This is a genomic window from Enterobacter sp. C4G1 (genome assembly GCF_052886895.1).
The window spans coordinates 1,712,410-1,730,515 of record NZ_JBQVVV010000002.1; the positions used below are offsets into that span (position 1 = coordinate 1,712,410).

Consider the following 18,106-nt stretch of genomic DNA (forward strand, 5'->3'; position numbering starts at 1 on the left):
CCCAGGAAGCCAAACTATTTACAGTGAACCTGTGGCAGATCAATTTATTTCATTCGGGATGAAATTGCGTTTCATCTGATTACCTTTATTTTCAGGAAGCTGTTTTGTGACCGTTAAACGACCTGTTTCCAGAAGCCTGGCTCGGGCTTTTTTTTCGATAGTGTTGTTGTCCGTTTTCACCAGCGCTATCGCGCTGCTGACGCTCGCCAGCAGCCAGCGTGACGCTGAGGCCATTAACATTGCAGGCTCCCTGCGAATGCAGAGCTATCGCCTGGGCTACGAGATGCAGCGGGCAAGCCCGGAGCTGCAAAAACACCGCCAGACCTGGCAGCAAACCCTGAGCGCACCCGCGCTGCAAAAGCTTGACCGTTGGTATGTACCGGACAACGTTAAACAGCGCTACCAACAGCTACACCTTGCCTGGCAAGAGATGGACAGGCAGATAGCAAAAGGGGACATCGCCTGGTATCAGACACATATTCAGGACTTTGTCGGCCGTATCGACGCCTTTGTGCTGGCGCTTCAGCACTATACGGAACACAAGATCCAGTTGGTTATCCTGATTTCGCTCGCCGGTGGGCTGGGTATTTTACTGCTCGCCCTCATTACCTTGCGGGGCATCCGCCGTCAGGTTGTGGCACCGCTGAACCATCTGGTTGAGGCAAGTGAGCGTATTGAACAGGGCGATTTTAGTACCCCGGTCCCAAATACCCACCTGCCTAATGAACTGGGCCAATTATCCCGCGCGTTCAACCATATGTCGGCAGAGCTGCACTCGCTGTATCGTTCTCTTGAGCACTCTGTTGCGGAAAAAACCCAACATCTGAATGAAGCCCACCAGCAGCTCGAAATGTTATTCAAGTGCTCGCAGGCGCTGAATACCGGGCAGATAGACAGCCACTGCTTCCGCCATATTTTGCAGATTGTGCATGAGTACACGCAGATGAGTTATCTGGAGTTGCGCACCAGCGACGACTGGCAGCTTTGCGAAGGCAGTGAGCAGGACGTACTAAAAATGCAAAACCTGCCGGTACTGATGCAGGACACGCTTTACGGCGAGCTGCGCTGGCAAAGTGAAACGGGGACGGTTCCGGTTCCGCTAATGAAAAGCGTGGCCACGATGCTGGGGCGCGGGCTTTACTTCAACCAGGCACAAAAACATTATCAACAACTGCTGTTAATGGAAGAGCGCGCCACCATCGCTCGCGAGCTGCACGATTCGCTGGCGCAGGTGCTCTCGTATTTACGTATCCAGCTGACGTTGCTCAAACATGCCGTGCCGGAAGAGAACGCTGCGGCGCAAACCATTATTTCTGACTTTTCCCGTGAGCTTAACAATGCGTGGCATCAGCTGCGCGAGCTGCTTACCACCTTCCGTCTGACGCTTAACCACGCCAACCTGCCGGGGGCGTTACAGGAGTCGCTGGATAGCTTACAAAGCCAGACGCAGGCCAGACTGATCCTCGACTGCCGTCTTTCTTCGCTGGCGCTGGATGCGCAAAAGCAGGTGCACCTGTTACAGATAGTCCGTGAGGCGGTACTGAATGCCATTAAACATGCCCAGGCGAGTGAGATAACCGTCAGCTGTATTACCTCTACTGACGGGACGCACAGCGTGAATATTCGCGATAACGGGATTGGTATTGGCGAGGCAAGCGAGCCGCCAGGACACTACGGGCTGAACATTATGCGCGAGCGCGCAGGCAGGCTGGGCGGCACTCTGCACTTTTCTCAGCCGCCGAATGGCGGAACCCAGGTCAGCGTGACATTCAGAACGCCGATGAGCCTTGCGGGTAAATAACGGTAAATTAACGACTAATGTCACCCTCACGCCACTGCCATGCGTGATACTTCCCGTTACGCCTGCGGGGAGGAACGCTGTAAAAGGGCATGATAATTTACAATATCTCCTTTATTTCTCCACGTTTGGCCCTCGCCTTACCGCTAGAGTGATGCGGGCAATATACAATAATGACGTGCTGCAAAAAGAGGTCACATTTTCATGGCGAATTTCTTTATCGATCGCCCCATTTTTGCCTGGGTGCTAGCAATTATTTTGTGTCTGACTGGCGTCCTGGCTATTACTTCACTTCCTGTTGAGCAATATCCCGACCTGGCACCGCCAAACGTACGTATCACGGCAAACTACCCTGGTGCGTCGGCACAGACGCTGGAAAATACGGTAACGCAGGTCGTCGAGCAGAACATGACCGGGCTCGATAACCTGATGTACATGTCCTCGCAAAGTAGCGCCACCGGGCAGGCGACGGTCACCCTGAGTTTTACCGCCGGTACTAACCCGGATGAAGCTGTACAGCAGGTGCAAAACCAGCTGCAATCGGCCATGCGTAAGCTGCCTCAGGCGGTCCAGAACCAAGGGGTCACAGTACGTAAAACCGGTGATACCAACATTCTGACCATTGCGTTTGTTTCCACCGATGGTTCAATGGATAAGCAGGATATTGCGGACTACGTTGCCAGTAATATTCAGGATCCTATTAGCCGTATCAACGGTGTCGGCGATATCGATGCCTACGGCTCGCAATATTCCATGCGCATCTGGCTGGATCCCAATAAGCTGAACAGCGTCCAGATGACCGCGACAGACGTCACCGACGCCATCAAATCCCAGAACGCCCAAATCGCCGTCGGGCAACTGGGCGGTACCCCTTCCGTTGATAAGCAGGCGCTGAATGCCACCATCAACTCACAGTCGCTGCTGCAAACGCCTGATCAGTTCCGCAATATTACGCTGCGCGTGAATCAGGACGGCTCTGAAGTACGCCTGGGGGATGTCGCCACGGTAGAAATGGGGGCGGAAAAATATGACTACCTGAGCCGCTTTAACGGCAATCAGGCGTCCGGTCTGGGGATTAAACTGGCGTCCGGGGCGAACGAAATGGCCACCGCGAAGCTGGTGCTGGATCGTCTGGACGAGCTTTCGCAGTATTTCCCGCACGGGCTGGAGTACAAAGTCGCCTACGAAACCACTTCCTTCGTGAAGGCCTCAATTGAGGACGTGGTGAAAACCCTGCTCGAAGCCATCGCGCTGGTGTTCCTGGTGATGTATTTGTTCCTGCAAAACTTTCGCGCCACGCTTATCCCGACCATTGCAGTGCCGGTGGTGCTGCTGGGTACCTTCGCGGTGCTTTACACGTTTGGCTACAGTATCAACACCCTGACCATGTTTGCGATGGTGCTGGCGATAGGCCTGCTGGTGGATGATGCCATCGTGGTGGTCGAAAACGTCGAGCGAATCATGAGCGAGGAAGGGCTTTCGCCGCGTGACGCCACGCGTAAATCGATGGGGCAAATTCAGGGCGCGCTGGTGGGTATCGCGATGGTGCTCTCGGCGGTATTCATTCCGATGGCGTTCTTTGGCGGCACAACCGGTGCAATCTATCGCCAGTTCTCCATCACCATTGTGTCGGCAATGGTGCTTTCGGTGCTGGTGGCGATGATCCTCACCCCGGCCTTATGTTCCACGATCCTTAAACCGCTGCATAAAGGTGAACAGCACGGCCAGAAAGGTTTCTTCGGCTGGTTTAACCGCATGTTTAATCGTAACGCGGCGCGTTATGAAGCGGGTGTTGGCCGGGTGCTGCACCGAAGCCTGCGCTGGATGATGATTTACGTTGTGCTGCTGGGCGGAATGGTATGGCTGTTCCTGCATCTGCCTACGTCATTCCTGCCGATGGAAGACCGCGGTATGTTCACCACATCCGTGCAGTTGCCCAGCGGGGCAACGCAACAGCAGACGCTGAAAGTGGTCGAGAAAGTTGAGCACTACTTCTTCACCAAAGAGAAAGACAACGTGGTGTCGGTGTTTTCAACCGTCGGTTCCGGGCCTGGCGGCAACGGTCAAAACGTGGCGCGCATGTTCGTGCGCCTGAAAGACTGGGATGAGCGCGACACGAAAACGGGCACCTCGTTTGCCATTATCGAACGCGCCACCAAAGCGTTTAACAAAATTAAGGAAGCGCGCGTCTTTGCCAGCAGTCCGCCGGCCATCAGCGGGCTGGGTAGCTCCGCCGGTTTTGATATGGAGCTTCAGGACCATGCCGGTGCCGGACACACGGCCTTAATGGCGGCGCGCGACCAGCTGCTTGACCTGACAAGCAAAGACGCCACTCTGACCCGTGTTCGTCATAACGGCCTTGATGACAGCCCACAGCTACAGGTCGATATTGACCAGCGCAAGGCGCAGGCGTTGGGCGTTTCTATCGATGATATTAACGACACGTTGCAAACGGCGTGGGGCTCCAGCTATGTGAATGACTTTATGGACCGGGGGCGTGTGAAAAAGGTTTACGTCCAGTCCGATGCACAGTTCCGAATGCTGCCGGATGATATCAACCGCTGGTTTGTGCGTAACAATGCGGGCAGCATGGTGCCCTTCTCTGCTTTCGCTAGCTCGCACTGGGAAAGTGGTTCTCCACGTCTGGAGCGTTACGATGGCTATTCTGCGGTAGAAATCGTCGGTGAAGCCGCACCGGGCGTCAGTACAGGGACCGCGATGGACACCATGGAAAAACTGGTGCAGCAGTTGCCGAACGGATTTGGCCTCGAATGGACGGCAATGTCTTACCAGGAACGGCTCTCTGGCGCCCAGGCTCCTGCCCTTTATGCCCTCTCACTGCTGGTGGTCTTCCTTTGCCTTGCTGCGCTTTATGAAAGCTGGTCAGTGCCGTTCTCCGTCATGCTGGTTGTGCCGCTTGGCGTGATCGGTGCGCTGCTGGCGACCTGGATGCGAGGGCTGGAAAACGATGTCTACTTCCAGGTCGGGTTGCTCACCGTGATTGGCTTGTCAGCGAAAAATGCCATTCTGATTGTTGAGTTTGCCAACGAGATGAATGCCAAAGGTCACGATCTGATGTCGGCCACGCTGCACGCCTGCCGTCAGCGCTTACGCCCGATCCTGATGACGTCACTGGCGTTTGTGTTCGGCGTCTTGCCGATGGCGACCAGCTCAGGCGCAGGTTCAAGTAGCCAACATGCGGTTGGTACAGGCGTAATGGGGGGTATGATTTCAGCCACCATTCTGGCCATCTATTTTGTTCCGCTGTTCTTTGTGCTGGTGCGTCGGCGCTTCCCGCTGAAGGAGCGTCCTGAATAACACAATGAAATATAGCCGAAATAATTCGGGTTGTATGACGGGCGGTGCGTAGGTTAGGCCATCGCCCTGGCTATCTGGCTTATGAAAGGTATAAAAAAGGCGGCTCTTAAGGCCGCCTTTTTATTGTGTGATTAATTCACACTATGATTATTTTAGTTATTTTAGTGCTCTTGCAATTTCTACTGAAAGTCATTTACGAAGCATACCTTCGATAAAATCTTTCCAGTTCCCCAGTTCACGTTCAATCATAACGACCTCTCTTATTATTATGCGCATTCTACGTAAACCCATCATCACTGTGAAGACATTTTAACCAATTACTGTGATTAGGCCCGCTTCTCATCGGGATTTAAACTAAATATGGGCGCAGACTCTTAAATTTTATGTGACCAATAGCAATATTTTGAAATAACCATGCGGGCGAATGAGATTTAAATTAAACACTGACTTTATTAGGAATTTAAACAATATGGACATCTATGCTTAAAAGATGAAAGAATATTCAGCTTACAGGTGTGCGTTGAATTAAGAAGAATTGTAAATCAGCGATTCCCTGAATGTGTTATATTCCATTTAAGGATATATCTTCGAAATAATTGAATGTTTAACCATCATAAGAACAAAAGGATTCAACATGGTTGTGATGTACGGCATTAAAAATTGCGACACCATCAAAAAAGCGCGTCGCTGGCTGGAAACGCACGGTGTAGAGTATCGTTTTCATGATTACCGCGCCGACGGTCTTGATGCAGAATTTCTGCATACTGCTATCGCAGAACTGGGCTGGGAAGCGCTGCTGAATACCCGGGGCACCACCTGGAGAAAACTGGACGAATCGCTTCGCGCCAGTATCAACGACGCGACCAGCGCAGCTAAACTGATGCTGGAAATGCCAGCAATTATCAAACGCCCATTGCTCTGCGCGCCCGGGCAGCCTATGCTGCTGGGCTTTAGTGATTCTCTTTATCAGACTTTTTTCGTTGAGGTGTAGTCTATGTCATGCCCGGTCATTGAGCTGACTCAGCAGCTTATTCGCCGTCCTTCCCTCAGCCCGGACGACGCAGGTTGTCAGGCATTAATGATTGAGCGCCTGCGTGCGATCGGTTTTACCGTCGAACGTATGGATTTTGGCGATACACAGAACTTCTGGGCCTGGCGTGGTCAGGGTGAAACGCTGGCCTTTGCCGGGCATACCGACGTGGTTCCCGCCGGGGATGCAGACCGCTGGATCAACCCACCGTTCGAACCGACTATCCGCGACGGAATGCTGTTTGGCCGTGGCGCGGCAGACATGAAAGGCTCGCTGGCGGCAATGGTCGTTGCAGCTGAGCGCTTTGTTGCCCAACACCCGAACCATAAAAACCGCCTCGCGTTTCTGATCACCTCTGATGAAGAAGCCAGCGCGCACAATGGTACCGTGAAGGTCGTTGAAGCGCTGATGGCGCGTAACGAGCGCCTGGATTACTGCCTGGTGGGCGAACCATCCAGCACCGAAGTGGTCGGTGATGTGGTGAAAAATGGCCGTCGTGGCTCGCTGACCTGTAATCTGACCATTCATGGCGTCCAGGGGCACGTTGCCTATCCGCACCTTGCAGATAACCCTGTTCACCGTGCCGCACCGATGCTGAATGAGCTGGTCGCGATTGAGTGGGATAAAGGCAATGAATTCTTCCCGCCGACCAGTATGCAGATCGCCAACGTGCAGGCTGGCACGGGCAGCAATAACGTCATTCCGGGTGATTTTTACGTGCAGTTCAACTTCCGTTTCAGCACCGAGTTGACCGACGAGATGATCAAAGCCCGCGTTGTGGCGCTGCTGGAAAAATATTCACTGCGCTACACCGTCGACTGGTGGCTTTCGGGTCAGCCATTCCTGACGCAGCGCGGGAAACTGGTGGACGCGGTGGTGAATGCTATCGCGCACTATAATGAAATAAAGCCACAACTGTTGACGACCGGCGGAACATCAGACGGGCGCTTTATCGCTCGTATGGGTGCGCAGGTTGTAGAACTGGGCCCGGTGAATGCCACCATTCATAAAATTAATGAATGTGTAAATGCAGCAGATTTGCAGCTGTTGGCCCGCATGTATCAACGTATCATGGAGCAACTCGTCGCCTGACGAATGCTCTGAGAAGGAATAGCGAATGGATTGGCTGGCGAAATATTGGTGGATTCTGGTGTTGGTTTTTTTGGTCGGCGTGTTGCTCAACGTCATTAAAGATCTGAAACGTGTTGACCATAAAAAGTTCCTTGCCAACAAACCGGAACTCCCGCCACACCGTGATTTTAACGACAAATGGGACGATGACGACAACTGGCCGAAGAAAGACCAGAAGAAGTAATCCTCTCTATCTCAGCCCTCTTCCCCGTGGGGAGAGGGCTGAATTTCATCACATAAACTCGACAATATTATCGTCATTCGGCTTACCGCCGCTTAGCGCTTCATCGAAGTAGTGCTTCGGCACGGTATAGCGCAAATGGTCAAGCGCAAACTGCATACTGCGATCGTCGATGGCGTGTCCCAGATCATCAACAATATCCAGCGTCACATCACCACCACCGCGAATCAGGGCTTCCTGAGCGGCAACCGCATGAGAAAGCTCAATCACCCGGTCTTCACCACCGTGAATAAGGTGGATGGTGGTCTGCGTGGTTGCACTTTGCGGTAAGGTGGCAAAGCGGCCGTTAAAGGCTATCACGCGGGATACCAGCCCGGGCTGCGCTTTGACGCTTTCAAGGGACATAATCGAGCCCTGGGAGAAACCGATAAGCGCAGTGGCCTCCGCGCCCACGCCGCTCTCTTGCTGCCAGTAGCGAACCGTTTCAATAAAGGTTGGCATAATGGCATCAATACGCGCCTGACGATTCTCTTCGGTCACGCCCTGCACGGAAAACCACTGCCGTCCGTTCGGGCCGCACGGCTCTACACCACCGACACTGACAATCATCGCGTCCGGGAAAAGCGGCGCGAACCAGCTGCCAATCTGACCCATATTGACGGCATTATCACCAACACCATGAAACAGAAGCAGTAACTGTTTAGCCGGTTTGTCAGGACGTTGAACAACAAAATGGTCGTGTTTCATGGCGGTCTCCTTAATTGATGACCTGGATTCTACGCCTCTCTGGGGTAATGACCATGCCACTTTACTGAAGAAGTCATTGAAAAAATTGCCATTGCAAAATGTCGCGCTTCAGCCGCTGACAGCGGTCGGAGTCCAGATATTCCAGCATCTGCGCCGTTTCAGCACGAAGCATGACCAGCAGTGCTTTTCGCCCGCCGAGCGCCAGTTCAGCGCTGAGCGTTGTGTCATCCTTATACCCTTCGATTTTGCCGCGCAGTGCCGGGAGCGGAGCCTCCACCGTCAGCAACAGACGTGTTAACGCGGCCACTGATGTGGAAAATGGCCGATGTGCAAAGGCGAACCCTGCCAGCTCAAGCCAGTCGTCATTATTAAGGGTAGCTTCCCAGCTATCTTCCACTGGGATCTTTTCTGTATTCCAGGCCGACAACACGCGCGCATCCCGGCAAAGCTGCTGGTGCGCCTGCGCGCAAAGCTGATGCCCCGCATCACTTAATGGCAGTAATGCCATCGCCGTATAACAGCCGCTGCTGGCCTCGCGATGGCTGCCCATTCGTACCAGTACAAAACCGCACTGCCGCCAGAAATGCCAAAGCTCATCGGTATAACCAAAACTCACCGACAGGTAATCCTGTTGCGTGTACTGTTTTGCGCTGTGAATGAGCGCATGTCCTGTACCTTCGCGCTGGCGAGCCGGATGGACGGCAATACGGGTGACTCTTCTGCCCGTGAGCGTGGCGGCCAGAGGAGAGCCCCCATGTGCGGCAAGAGACTGGGCGACAAGGTTACCGCGTGGGCGACGATATCCCGCCCAGACGGCCTGGCTCAGCCCAGCCGTTAACCCGCCCTCCTCCACCAGCCACAGCGCCCCGGCGATGGCATCATCGGTTTCTGCCACTGAAAAATGCTGGCCTGGCGCGTCCATCATGCGGCGTAAATCAAGCGGAGAGGTGCGGTAATGTGCCGCGCATAATAGCTCATACACACTGGCGGTTAATTCCGGGTGGCTTTCCCACGCCTGAGGCTCTAACGCCCTGATACGTATCTCGCCTTTGGGAATACAATCAATAAGCGCATCATCAAACAGCAACGCTTTCGCGACGACTCGCTCCAGTGGGCAGCCTGCCGCCCAGCGGATCGGGGCGGATAACGTAAAGCGCTGCAACCCGCTAAACCGGGCGCAGAATTTCAGTAAAAAGCCCCTGCCCGTCCCTTCGTAGCCCTGAACGGTGGTGGTGAGCAATACACGGGGGAAACGTCTCACCAGCTTTTCAAGTAGTGGACCCGGGATGGCCGCTGCTTCATCAACGATCAGCCAGTCAGCCTGAACGCTAGACGCCAGCAGTGCATCCGGGGCCATAAAGCGATAATTTTCACCGGCAAAACGGGCAATGACATCCGTTGCCCCTTTGGCTGGTGCGGTTACAACGGCGCTGCCATCTATGCTATTCAGAAGCATCCCCGCAAGGGCGGATTTCCCGCGCCCGCGCGCTGCCGTTACGGCAGCGCCCCCCTCTTGCATAGCCAGAAGCTGCGCAAGGATCGCAGCCTGTTCACGCTGCGGCTCTCCGTTAGCGGGCTGCCAGTCGTGCGATGGGGGAAGTGGCCTGAGATGCAATGGCGAGTGCTGCTGCCATAACACCACATCCGGGTCGGCCGCGATAACACGGCAAAAATGGTGAACAAAATGCGGAGTGGTAATAGGCTCTGCGCTGTCGCTCCAGCGCAGGGAGTCGGCGTCAGGTTGATTAGCCCAGTTGGAAAGCGGAGGAAGAAGCAATACCAGCAGGCTGCCGGCACGTAACGTGCCGCTCAGCGCGGCAAAAGCCGATACGTCAAAGCCACTGCGGGCATCAAAGATGGCATGAAGGAACTCACGCCCCAACAGCCCGCTTAACGCCTTGGGTGCGCTGTGTGGCTCAACGGGAGCGTGCTCCCCCACCCACAGCCAGTCTCCTCGCAGCTGTTCGCGTAAGGCCAGCGCCTGCTCCTTCGCCCAGCGTCCATCACCGCTCAATACCACCAGATGACGATGCCCTCTGCGCTGTAACTGGCCAGTCAGACGTTCAAAAGGCATGTCTTACAGTGCTTTGCCGAAGGTGTTACATTGCGCCGGATCGCCGCTGGCGAAACCGCGTTTAAACCAAGTGTAGCGTTGTTCGGATGTTCCGTGCGTGAAGCTGTCCGGCACGACGCGGCCCTGGCTTTGCTGCTGGAGACGATCGTCACCAATAGCCTGCGCGGCGTTTAATGCCTCTTCCAAATCACCGGTTTCCAGCACACCTTGCTGCTGCATACTGTGGCCCCAGACGCCCGCAAAGCAGTCTGCCTGCAGTTCCATACGGACGGAGAGACGGTTCACTTCTGCCTGAGAGGCATTTTGTTGCAGCTGGCGTACTTTCGGTTCAATTCCCAGCAATTTTTGCACGTGATGCCCCACTTCGTGGGCAATGACATAGCCCTGGGCAAAATCGCCATCCGCGCCCAGTTTGCGTTTCATGTCATCGTAGAAAGAGAGGTCAATATAGACGGTGCCATCAGCCGGGCAGTAGAAAGGCCCCATCACTGACTGGCCGGTGCCACATCCGGTGCGGGTCGCACCGCGGTACATCACCAGTTTTGGCTGTTGATAGGTTCGCCCCATCTTGTCGAAAAGCTGGCCCCAGGTATCTTCCGTGGTCGCCAGAATAACAGAGGTGAATTTAGCGGCTTCATCTTCATTCGGGCTGATGGAGCGCTGAGTTTGTTGCTGCTGTTGTAACGGTTCTCCGGTCATTAAACCGGTTAGATCGACGCCGTAGTAGCCCGCGATCAGCACGATGACCAGCAAAATAATGCCGCCCTTCCCGCCCGGTAAACGGAAACCGGGGCCGCCCATCATAGGGCCGCCGCCGCTGCTGCGCCTGTCTTCTACATTGTCACTTTCACGACGCCCTTGCCAGCGCATAACTACCTCGAACTATTCCATTAACAATAGATATGATCGTAGGCGGTTAACGGCAAGATTACCATAGGAAACAAAGGTAAGACGCCAAAGGATGCGTACATCCTTTGGCAGAGGCTGGACTTAGTCGAGCTTAACGCCTAAACGACGAGCAACCGCTTCATAGGCTTCAATCAGGCCACCCAGGCTCTGACGGAAACGGTCTTTGTCCATTTTATCCAGCGTTTCTTTGTCCCACAGACGGCTGCCGTCCGGAGAGAACTCATCGCCGAGCACCACTTCACCTTTGAACAGACCGAATTCCAGTTTGAAGTCGACCAGGATCAGACCGGCATCATCAAACAGTTTTTTCAGCACGTCGTTGGCTTTGTAGGTCAGCTCTTTCATGCGAGCCAGGTTCTCTTTGTTCACCCAGCCGAAGGTTTCGCAGTAAGAGTCGTTAACCATCGGGTCGTGCATTGCATCGTTTTTCAGGAACAGGTCAAACAACGGCGGGTTCAACTCGATACCTTCTTCAATGCCAAGACGCTTCACCAGGGAGCCCGCGGCACGGTTACGTACAACACACTCAACCGGAACCATATCCAGTTTTTTCACCAGACATTCCGTGTCGGACAGCAACGCTTCCATCTGAGTCGGAATGCCCGCTTCGGCCAGTTTGGTCATAATGAAATGGTTGAACTTGTTGTTTACCATGCCTTTACGGTCGAACTGCTCAATGCGCGCGCCATCCCCTGCTGACGTATCATTGCGGAATTCGAGCACCAACAGATCCGGGTTTTCCGTGCTGTATACGGTTTTCGCTTTGCCACGATACAACTCAGCTTGCTTCTGCATCTTCATTACTCCTGGTGTGATGATTTGTGTTCAAAACTGGGGATATTATGCCACGCACACGTTTGCGTGGCACTAAAATAAAAAGGGCTGGATTAACCAGCCCTCTTTTTTATTTGCTGAATGCAGCCTGGAAGACCGCGACCAGCGCATCATTCTGCGACTGGGTCAGCGTGTGACCTTTCGGATCAATAAACTGCAAGCTACTGCGGTTATCGAGGTCGCCAACCTGAATTTTGTAGTCGCCCGAGGCCAGATCTGGATCGTGTGCTCCCAGTTCCTGCCATGCGCTATCAGACAGCGGCTTGTAGGTTGCCGTCATGCTACCCGTTGAACGGGTGCTGTCGGTCACTTTCATGCCCACTTTTTCAAGTGTTGCTGGCAGGCGCTGCCAGGTCTGGTTAAACGGTGCACGCACCACCAGCATTGGCAGACCGGTATCATCTGCGGCGCTTTGAACGTCGAAGGTTGCACCGTTGCGGCTCTGCGCAGCGTTTGCAGCGTCAGTCGCATTTTTGTCCAGCCCTGAAGCGATGACGTTCAGCATTTCAGTGCTGTAACGCTGCATTGAGGAAGGATCGGCAACCGGCTTACCAGCCTGCTCCAGGTTCAGCAGTTTAACGGTAACAGCCTGCTGGTAACCCTGAGGTTTAACGGAGACTTGATAACGACCACGGTACTGCTGATCTTCATCCAGGCGGTTCCAGTCAACCCAGTCAGTGGTTAACGTCTGGCTGGCGTCATCGCGTTTCGCAATCGTGTAGTTCTTCGACTGGATCACGCTAACAACCTGCGGCCACAACGTATTGTTACGACTGTTTTCAACCATCAGAGAGGCCGTATCACCAGTAAACTGGGTACGCGCCCCATTCACCAGAGCCAGAGGCTGAGCTGGCGGACGAATATCAAGCGCTTTACCAACCTGACCACTACCGTTGGTCACGGGGATATTATAATCGCCGTTCTGAATCGGCAGGATCATTCCCGCGGGTGCGTGAAGTTCAGCAAGCGGTGTCGCTTCCAGATAGGATTCATCACCGCTCACCTGGCGCTTGTAGCGTGAATCTGAGCTACAGGCAGCGAGCAGCATAACAAGCGAAACACTCGCAACCTTCGCCAGGCGCGACTTCTGTACTGAATAAGCCATCAAATCTCCCTAAACTTTACAGCAAACCGGCATGTTTCAGCGCTGCTGCAACGATTTCACGACCGTGGTCGGTAATCGGTGTCATTGGCAGACGCAACGTGTCGGTCGCTACAAGTCCCAATTCCTTACAAGCCCATTTCACTGGGATCGGATTGGGTTCGACAAATAATTTATTGTGCAACGGCATCAGACGCTGGTTAATCACGCGAGCTTCATCGAAATGACCGGCCGCAGCCAGTTTGCACATTTCGGCCATATCACGAGCCGCAACGTTAGCGGTTACGGAAATCACGCCATGGCCACCCAGCTGCATAAAGTCCAGCGCGGTCGCATCATCACCGCTCAGCAGGATAAAGTCATCTGAAACCAGCTCTTTGATCTGGTGAACGCGACTTAAGTTCCCGGTCGCTTCTTTAATCCCGATAATATTTTTTACTTTCGAGAGGCGGCCAACTGTTTCCGGCAGCATATCGCACCCGGTACGGGACGGCACATTATACAGAATTTGTGGCAAGTCAGTATGTTCAGCGATGGCTTTGAAATGCTGGAACAAACCTTCCTGAGTAGGACGGTTGTAATATGGCGTTACCGTCAGACAGCCAACAATGCCGCTGTCGTTAAAACGTTTGGTCAGGCTGATAGCTTCTGCGGTTGCATTAGCGCCCGTTCCTGCGATGACCGGAATACGTCCATCGGCCAGCTCCAGGGTCAGCATAACCACATCGCCGTGCTCTTCATGGCTCAGCGTTGCAGATTCACCGGTAGTCCCTACCGAAACGATCGCCGAGGTTCCATTGGCGACATGGTAATCAATGAGCTTCTTCATGCTTGACCGGCAGACATTACCTTTTTCATCCATCGGTGTAACAAGCGCGACAATACTTCCCGTGAACATGAGCCATCCTCTGTGCGAACAAGAGCCTCAATGTTACGTTTGGAACTGTAATAAAAGCAAGCGACCTGAGGCTCTCAGGCGGTTGTATGCATGTTTTTTTTATGCTTTCCTTAGGAAGACTTAACCAAGCAAAGGAAGAACGGGTTTGACAACCTCATCACAACATTACCTGGTTATCACTGCGCTGGGTGCTGACAGGCCGGGTATCGTGAACACCATCACCCGCCACGTAAGCAGCTGCGGCTGTAATATCGAAGACAGCCGCCTGGCGATGCTGGGCGAAGAGTTCACATTTATTATGTTGCTTTCAGGGACATGGAACGCCATCACGTTAATTGAATCGACCCTGCCGCTAAAAGGTGCGGAGCTGGATTTATTGATCGTGATGAAACGCACCACGGCACGCCCGCGTCCTGCTATGCCTGCGACCGTGTGGGTGCAGGTTGAAGTACCTGACTCACCACATCTTATTGAACGCTTTACCGCGCTTTTTGACAGCCATCAGATGAACATTGCTGAGCTGGTTTCCCGTACCCAGACCGGCGATGACAGCGCCCTTCCAATGCTGTTTATTCAGATTACGGCGCACTGCCCTGCTTCGCAGGATGCGTCAAATATTGAGCAAGCGTTTAAAGCCCTCTGTACAGAATTACACGCGCAAGGCAGTATAAGCGTCGTCAATTATTCGCAGCATGAACAAGATGGAGTTGATTAATGAATCCACTGAAAGCCGGTGACATCGCACCGAAATTTAGCCTGCCAGATCAAGACGGCGAGCAAGTAAATTTAACCGACTTCCAGGGACAGCGTGTTCTGGTCTATTTCTACCCGAAAGCCATGACGCCGGGCTGTACCGTACAGGCCTGCGGTTTACGTGACAACATGGACGAGTTGAAAAAAGTCGGTGTGGAAGTGCTGGGGATCAGCACCGACAAACCAGAAAAACTGTCACGTTTTGCTGAGAAAGAGCTGCTGAACTTCACGCTGCTTTCCGACGAAGAACACCAGGTGTGCGAGCAGTTTGGTGTCTGGGGCGAGAAAACCTTTATGGGTAAAACCTACGACGGTATTCATCGCATCAGCTTCCTAGTCGACGCTGACGGTAAAGTTGAGCATGTGTTTGATGACTTCAAAACCAGCAACCACCACGATGTGGTGTTGAACTGGCTGAAACAAAGTGCCTGAAAGTGAGTGTCGGGTGGCGGCTTCGCCTTACCCGACCTACAAGATAAATGTAAAACGGCAACCTGGTTGCCGTTTTTAGTGTTTTCCCCCTCTCCCCGTGGGAGAGGGCCGGGGTGAGGGCATCAGGCCGCACAAAAACTACGTCTCTTCCACCGCCGGCACATCCGGCCATGCGTGAACCACCGCCTTAATCAGCGTCGCCAGCGGAATGGCAAAAAACACGCCCCAGAATCCCCACAGCCCGCCAAAAATCACCACCGATAAGATAATCACCAGCGGATGCAGGTTCACGGCCTCAGAGAACAGCACCGGCACCAGCAGATTACCATCCAGCCCCTGAATGATCAGGTACACCGCGAAACAGCTCCAGAACTCGGTGCCCAGACCAAACTGGAACAGCGCAACGCCCACCACCGGGATCGTCACCACAAAAGCGCCGATATACGGGATGAGCACCGAAAACCCTACCAGCACCGCCAACAGCAGCGAGTAGTTAAGGCCGAAGATCAGGAAGCCAATCCAGGTCGCCACACCCACCACAATCATCTCCAGCACTTTGCCGCGAATGTAGTTGGTGATTTGCTGATTCATCTCTTCCCAGACCTGCCCGGCCAGACCACGATTGCGCGGAAGAATGCGCCGCACCGCATTCAGCATCTGCTCTTTATCTTTAACCAGGAAGAAAACCATTAACGGAACCAGCACCAGATACACCGCCAGCGTCAGCAGCCCGACCAGAGACGCCAGGGAATATTTCACTACGGAATCCCCCATCGTCATTATCCGGGCGCGCATATTTTCGGCCATCGCATCGATAATCCCGGCGTCCATCAACGCGGGATAACGACGCGGTAGCGTGGCGGCAAAATCGGAGAGTTTATTCAACATGCCGGGCATATCGCGGATAAGGTTAATGCCCTGCTGCCAGGCAACCGGCATCACCACAAAAGACATCAGCAACAGAATACCGACAAACAGCACCAGCACGATGCTGGTCGCCCAGCGACGTGAGCAGCCGATATTTTCCAGGCGCACCGTTGGCCACTCCAGCAGATACGCCAGAACGATGGCCACCAGCAGCGGAGCCAGCAGGCCGCTAAAGAAGAACAGAATACCGAATCCGGCAACCAGAATGACGAGCAAAGCAATGGCTTCCGGGTCGCTAAAACGACGCCGGTACCACTGCATTAACATTTCGAGCATACAACCCTTCCCTGAATCGAATGGCGGGAGTGAGAATGTGAATTGTATCTAACTGTCACAAAAAAGACTTTCGCTTTTTGTATCACGGTAACGATCCGCAAAAGCCTGATGAATGGGATTTTCTTCACGCTGCAACACGGCTACACTCGCAGGGCAGTGGTGATGAACGAAGTACGGGTTCGTCGGTCAAATTAGCACACCCAAAATACAGGACAGTGGTTATGTTCAGGCAGTTGAGAAAAACACTGGTTGCGACACTTATCGCCGCACTGACAGTCGGTCAGGTCATGCCTGCTTTTGCTGACTCTGCCGATACTTTGCCGGATATGGGCACCTCAGCAGGAAGCACGCTCTCCATTGGACAGGAGATGCAAATGGGTGATTACTACGTTCGCCAGTTGCGTGGCAGTGCTCCGCTCATTAATGACCCGCTGCTGGTGCAATACATCAACGGCCTGGGGATGCGCCTTGTCGCGCACGCCAACTCGGTGAAAACCCCGTTCCACTTCTATTTAATTAATAACGACGAAATCAACGCCTTCGCCTTCTTCGGCGGCAACGTGGTGCTGCATTCGGCGTTATTCCGCTACTCCGATAACGAAAGCCAGCTCGCTTCGGTAATGGCGCACGAAATCTCCCACGTAACGCAGCGCCACCTGGCGCGCGCGATGGAAGACCAGAAACGTAATGCCCCACTCACCTGGGTTGGCGCACTGGGCTCTATTTTGCTGGCAATGGCCAGCCCGCAGGCCGGGATGGCAGCGTTAACCGGTACGCTGGCCGGCACGCGCCAGGGCATGATCAGTTTTACTCAGCAGAACGAACAAGAAGCGGACCGAATCGGTATTCAGGTGTTGCAACGTGCAGGCTTCGATCCCCAGGCCATGCCAACCTTCCTGGAAAAACTGCTCGATCAGGCACGCTATTCAACACGACCACCTGAAATCTTACTGACTCACCCCCTGCCGGAAAGCCGCCTGTCAGATGCGCGTAACCGTGCCAACCAGATGCGTCCGGTGGTAGTACAGTCGTCGCAGGATTTCTACATGGCGAAAATCAGAACGCTGGGGATGTACAAATCCGGGCGTAATATGCTTACCAGCGATCTGCTGGATGCGCTGGCCAAAGGCAACGTCCGCGAGAAAAACGCGGCGCAGTATGGCCAGGCGTTGCAGGCGATGGAAGCCGACAAATATGATGAGGCGCGCAAAGCACTGCAACCTCTTCTGTCGGCAGACCCGAATAATGCGTGGTATCTCGACCTTGCCACCGATATCGACCTGGGGCAGAAGAAAGCCACCGATGCCATTAATCGCCTGAAGGGCGCAAAAGATGTGCGTACCAACCCGGTACTGCAATTAAACCTGGCGAATGCTTACTTACAGGGCGGCCAGCCAAACGAAGCAGCAAACATTCTTAACCGCTACACCTTTAATAATAAAGACGACCAGAACGGCTGGGATTTACTGGCACAAGCGGAAGCACAGCTGGGCAACCGCGATCAGGAGCTGGCTGCGCGTGCTGAAGGTTTTGCACTGGTCGGCCGTCTCGATCAGGCGATTTCGCTGTTAAGCAATGCTAGCTCGCAGGTTAAGCTCGGCAGCCTGCAACAGGCTCGCTACGATGCCAGAATCGATCAGCTGCGCGGTTTGCAGCAGCGCTTCAAGCCGTATGAAAAGATGTAATAAAGGAGAGA

The 18,106-nt window shown here is 53.9% G+C and carries 16 protein-coding genes; 8 read left to right on the top strand and 8 right to left on the bottom strand.

The genetic code is table 11. The features are described 5' to 3' along the window. Window positions 1-106 precede the first annotated feature (106 nt). Window positions 107-1,801, top strand: a complete 1,695-nt coding sequence (gene narQ / locus ACT9TW_RS22015; RefSeq protein ID WP_446493694.1) for a nitrate/nitrite two-component system sensor histidine kinase NarQ — start codon at window positions 107-109, stop codon at window positions 1,799-1,801. A gap of 201 nt (window positions 1,802-2,002) precedes the next feature. Then, the gene (gene acrD / locus ACT9TW_RS22020) at window positions 2,003-5,116 is read left to right on the top strand and encodes a multidrug efflux RND transporter permease AcrD (RefSeq protein ID WP_446493695.1); all 3,114 of its coding nucleotides are present in this window, start codon (window positions 2,003-2,005) and stop codon (window positions 5,114-5,116) included. A gap of 189 nt (window positions 5,117-5,305) precedes the next feature. Here the strand turns inward: acrD and ypfM are convergent, their stop codons facing one another. Then, entirely contained in the window at window positions 5,306-5,365 is a 60-nt protein-coding gene (gene ypfM / locus ACT9TW_RS22025; RefSeq protein ID WP_015572204.1) for a protein YpfM, read from the bottom strand. Window positions 5,366-5,750: 385 nt separating this feature from the next. Here ypfM and ACT9TW_RS22030 point away from each other — a divergent pair, with 385 nt between their 5' ends. From ACT9TW_RS22030 to ACT9TW_RS22040, 3 genes are read left to right on the top strand one after another with little or no spacing between them, the layout of a single operon-like run. Next, entirely contained in the window at window positions 5,751-6,107 is a 357-nt protein-coding gene (locus ACT9TW_RS22030; RefSeq protein ID WP_182061973.1) for an ArsC family reductase, read from the top strand. Between the two features lie 3 nt (window positions 6,108-6,110). Further along, window positions 6,111-7,238, top strand: coding sequence for a succinyl-diaminopimelate desuccinylase (gene dapE, locus ACT9TW_RS22035; protein ID WP_259830914.1), 1,128 nt, complete (start codon window positions 6,111-6,113; stop codon window positions 7,236-7,238). Between the two features lie 25 nt (window positions 7,239-7,263). Beyond that, window positions 7,264-7,461 (top strand): YpfN family protein, encoded by a 198-nt coding sequence (locus tag ACT9TW_RS22040; RefSeq protein ID WP_059179411.1) that lies wholly within the window; start codon window positions 7,264-7,266, stop codon window positions 7,459-7,461. A 48-nt stretch (window positions 7,462-7,509) separates the two neighbouring features. Here ACT9TW_RS22040 and ypfH read toward each other — a convergent pair whose 3' ends face one another. From ypfH to dapA, 6 genes are all read right to left on the bottom strand, one after another. Continuing rightward, entirely contained in the window at window positions 7,510-8,205 is a 696-nt protein-coding gene (gene ypfH / locus ACT9TW_RS22045; protein WP_182061974.1) for an esterase, read from the bottom strand. 73 nt (window positions 8,206-8,278) lie between these two features. Further along, on the bottom strand, window positions 8,279-10,279 hold the full coding sequence (locus ACT9TW_RS22050) for a tRNA(Met) cytidine acetyltransferase TmcA (RefSeq protein WP_446493696.1): 2,001 nt from the start codon (window positions 10,277-10,279) through the stop codon (window positions 8,279-8,281). A gap of 3 nt (window positions 10,280-10,282) precedes the next feature. Further along, window positions 10,283-11,149 (bottom strand): KPN_02809 family neutral zinc metallopeptidase, encoded by an 867-nt coding sequence (ypfJ, locus tag ACT9TW_RS22055; RefSeq protein ID WP_446493697.1) that lies wholly within the window; start codon window positions 11,147-11,149, stop codon window positions 10,283-10,285. 120 nt (window positions 11,150-11,269) lie between these two features. Continuing rightward, window positions 11,270-11,983, bottom strand: a complete 714-nt coding sequence (purC, locus tag ACT9TW_RS22060; protein WP_446493698.1) for a phosphoribosylaminoimidazolesuccinocarboxamide synthase — start codon at window positions 11,981-11,983, stop codon at window positions 11,270-11,272. 109 nt (window positions 11,984-12,092) lie between these two features. Then, the gene (gene bamC / locus ACT9TW_RS22065) at window positions 12,093-13,127 is read right to left on the bottom strand and encodes an outer membrane protein assembly factor BamC (RefSeq protein ID WP_182061977.1); all 1,035 of its coding nucleotides are present in this window, start codon (window positions 13,125-13,127) and stop codon (window positions 12,093-12,095) included. A 16-nt stretch (window positions 13,128-13,143) separates the two neighbouring features. Next, the gene (dapA, locus tag ACT9TW_RS22070; protein ID WP_446493699.1) at window positions 13,144-14,022 is read right to left on the bottom strand and encodes a 4-hydroxy-tetrahydrodipicolinate synthase; all 879 of its coding nucleotides are present in this window, start codon (window positions 14,020-14,022) and stop codon (window positions 13,144-13,146) included. 145 nt (window positions 14,023-14,167) lie between these two features. Between dapA and ACT9TW_RS22075 the strand changes: the two genes are divergently transcribed. Together ACT9TW_RS22075 and bcp are read left to right on the top strand one after the other, a co-directional pair. Next, entirely contained in the window at window positions 14,168-14,737 is a 570-nt protein-coding gene (locus ACT9TW_RS22075) for a glycine cleavage system transcriptional repressor (protein ID WP_446493700.1), read from the top strand. Then, window positions 14,737-15,207 (top strand): thioredoxin-dependent thiol peroxidase, encoded by a 471-nt coding sequence (gene bcp / locus ACT9TW_RS22080; protein ID WP_446493701.1) that lies wholly within the window; start codon window positions 14,737-14,739, stop codon window positions 15,205-15,207. The genes ACT9TW_RS22075 and bcp overlap by 1 nt, the downstream gene beginning before the upstream one ends. Window positions 15,208-15,345: 138 nt before the next feature. Here bcp and ACT9TW_RS22085 read toward each other — a convergent pair whose 3' ends face one another. Continuing rightward, on the bottom strand, window positions 15,346-16,410 hold the full coding sequence (locus ACT9TW_RS22085; protein WP_446493702.1) for an AI-2E family transporter: 1,065 nt from the start codon (window positions 16,408-16,410) through the stop codon (window positions 15,346-15,348). 221 nt (window positions 16,411-16,631) lie between these two features. Between ACT9TW_RS22085 and bepA the strand changes: the two genes are divergently transcribed. Then, on the top strand, window positions 16,632-18,095 hold the full coding sequence (gene bepA, locus ACT9TW_RS22090) for a beta-barrel assembly-enhancing protease (RefSeq protein WP_182061982.1): 1,464 nt from the start codon (window positions 16,632-16,634) through the stop codon (window positions 18,093-18,095). The last annotated feature ends 11 nt before the right edge of the window (window positions 18,096-18,106 follow it).

What these genes read in the sequence shown, in the direction of transcription:
- acrD (WP_446493695.1), top strand. Translation starts at nt 2,003, where the DNA reads ATGGCGAATTTCTTTATCGATCGCCCCATTTTTGCCTGGGTGCTAGCA.
- ACT9TW_RS22030 (WP_182061973.1), top strand. Translation starts at nt 5,751, where the DNA reads ATGGTTGTGATGTACGGCATTAAAAATTGCGACACCATCAAAAAAGCG.
- dapE (WP_259830914.1), top strand. Translation starts at nt 6,111, where the DNA reads ATGTCATGCCCGGTCATTGAGCTGACTCAGCAGCTTATTCGCCGTCCT.
- ACT9TW_RS22040 (WP_059179411.1), top strand. Translation starts at nt 7,264, where the DNA reads ATGGATTGGCTGGCGAAATATTGGTGGATTCTGGTGTTGGTTTTTTTG.
- ypfH (WP_182061974.1), bottom strand. Translation starts at nt 8,205, where the DNA reads ATGAAACACGACCATTTTGTTGTTCAACGTCCTGACAAACCGGCTAAA.
- ACT9TW_RS22050 (WP_446493696.1), bottom strand. Translation starts at nt 10,279, where the DNA reads ATGCCTTTTGAACGTCTGACTGGCCAGTTACAGCGCAGAGGGCATCGT.
- ypfJ (WP_446493697.1), bottom strand. Translation starts at nt 11,149, where the DNA reads ATGCGCTGGCAAGGGCGTCGTGAAAGTGACAATGTAGAAGACAGGCGC.
- purC (WP_446493698.1), bottom strand. Translation starts at nt 11,983, where the DNA reads ATGCAGAAGCAAGCTGAGTTGTATCGTGGCAAAGCGAAAACCGTATAC.
- bamC (WP_182061977.1), bottom strand. Translation starts at nt 13,127, where the DNA reads ATGGCTTATTCAGTACAGAAGTCGCGCCTGGCGAAGGTTGCGAGTGTT.
- dapA (WP_446493699.1), bottom strand. Translation starts at nt 14,022, where the DNA reads ATGTTCACGGGAAGTATTGTCGCGCTTGTTACACCGATGGATGAAAAA.
- bcp (WP_446493701.1), top strand. Translation starts at nt 14,737, where the DNA reads ATGAATCCACTGAAAGCCGGTGACATCGCACCGAAATTTAGCCTGCCA.
- ACT9TW_RS22085 (WP_446493702.1), bottom strand. Translation starts at nt 16,410, where the DNA reads ATGCTCGAAATGTTAATGCAGTGGTACCGGCGTCGTTTTAGCGACCCG.
- bepA (WP_182061982.1), top strand. Translation starts at nt 16,632, where the DNA reads ATGTTCAGGCAGTTGAGAAAAACACTGGTTGCGACACTTATCGCCGCA.